The sequence below is a fragment of the Galactobacter valiniphilus genome, from assembly GCF_003575975.1.
Classification (GTDB): Bacteria; Actinomycetota; Actinomycetes; order Actinomycetales; family Micrococcaceae; genus Galactobacter; species Galactobacter valiniphilus.
In genome coordinates this window covers 1-1,146 of sequence record NZ_QQXK01000072.1, presented here as the reverse complement: position 1 = coordinate 1,146, position 1,146 = coordinate 1, and the positions used below count along the sequence as shown (strand labels likewise).

General features: G+C 63.1%; 3 protein-coding genes. All 3 read left to right on the top strand.

Translation table 11 applies throughout. The features are described 5' to 3' along the window. Nucleotides 1-64: 64 nt before the first annotated feature. Genes DWB68_RS15765 through DWB68_RS16075 form a run of 3 tightly spaced genes read left to right on the top strand, consistent with a single transcriptional unit; the run spans nt 65 to nt 1,073 of the window. Nucleotides 65-247, top strand: a complete 183-nt coding sequence (locus DWB68_RS15765; RefSeq protein ID WP_119426058.1) for a NucA/NucB deoxyribonuclease domain-containing protein — start codon at nt 65-67, stop codon at nt 245-247. Continuing rightward, nucleotides 244-750 carry a hypothetical protein gene (locus DWB68_RS15760; RefSeq protein WP_119426057.1) on the top strand — a complete coding sequence of 169 codons (507 nt, stop codon included), beginning with the start codon at nt 244-246 and terminating at the stop codon, nt 748-750. The genes DWB68_RS15765 and DWB68_RS15760 overlap by 4 nt, the downstream gene beginning before the upstream one ends. Beyond that, nucleotides 747-1,073: a hypothetical protein gene (locus DWB68_RS16075; RefSeq protein WP_147391724.1), complete on the top strand. Its 327-nt coding sequence runs from the start codon at nt 747-749 to the stop codon at nt 1,071-1,073. The genes DWB68_RS15760 and DWB68_RS16075 overlap by 4 nt, the downstream gene beginning before the upstream one ends. Nucleotides 1,074-1,146: the final 73 nt, after the last annotated feature.

Genomic DNA, 1,146 nt, shown 5'->3' with positions numbered 1-1,146 from the left:
CGAACCTGCGCTAACCTGACCACGCGACCTGAGGAATTCCGATGAGCAACTCTGGGGAATTTCGATGAGCGCCATCATCCCCAGCAGCTGCCGCTACCCCGCCGCCATCAAGTCGGGCGCGAAGGGCTACAGCATCTGCCGGATCCCCGCTAGTCAGAACAGCTACCAAGGTGGGAAACTCAGCTCCATGTACAAGCGCGACCGGGTCCTCGTTGGAGACCGCTACTACGCCCGGGTGACCAAGTGAACCGCTCCACGACGGTGAAGCTCCACCCACTCGCTAGCTTCGTCGGGCTGAACGTGCACATCCCCTATGACGAATACGCACCAGATGGCCTCGTGGCTGCCCGCCGCGGACATGGGAACACCTGGATTATCATGGGAACTGAAACCGAGCCCGCACCCTTCACCATCGAGTACCTCGACGTCGAACCTCAAACCCAAGACTTCGACGCCTGGGAAGACGTGGCCGAGTTCTCTTTCGAGGACGCCGAAGCCGACGGTGAAGGAGACATCTTCCTCACCGATTCGGCCGCGATCGCACCGGATGACCTCATCGCTCTCAACCAAGCCGGACACGGTTGGTACCGGATCCGGGTCCACGCCCGTGACCGCGGAGCCGCCCAGGAGGAGTACTTGGTGCAGGCATGGCCTGCACCAAGAGCTGCTCCACGCACTCTCAAGAAGACATCGGCTTTCGCCGACCAAGCCGCCGCCGAATATGACACCGGAAGCGAGTTCGCCTCATGAACAGCAACAACCCCTTGCGTCGCAGCCGCCCCGTGGTCATGACCGCCGCAACTCTGCTCGCCGCTGGCGCGGCCGCGGTCGTTGCAGCCACGTCCTCCAACGCAGCGAACCCCACTCCGGCCGGATACGACGTCGTATTCGAGCCCGCGACCGTCCAACCGTCCTCCACCAGAACGAGCCCGCAAGCCGAGGCCTCCTCCCCGGGCGCCACCCTTTCCCCTCACCTGGAGACACTGCAAGAACAGGCAGAACGTGACTACCAGGAGGATCTAGCCCTGGAACGCGCCGCCGACGAATACGACAGAGAGCACGGAACCAACTAGGGCGTGTCTCCTAATAGGCGTTGCCAGGTGAGGATGGCGCAGAGGGTGACGCCGGCGCGGTAGGTGATGGCGA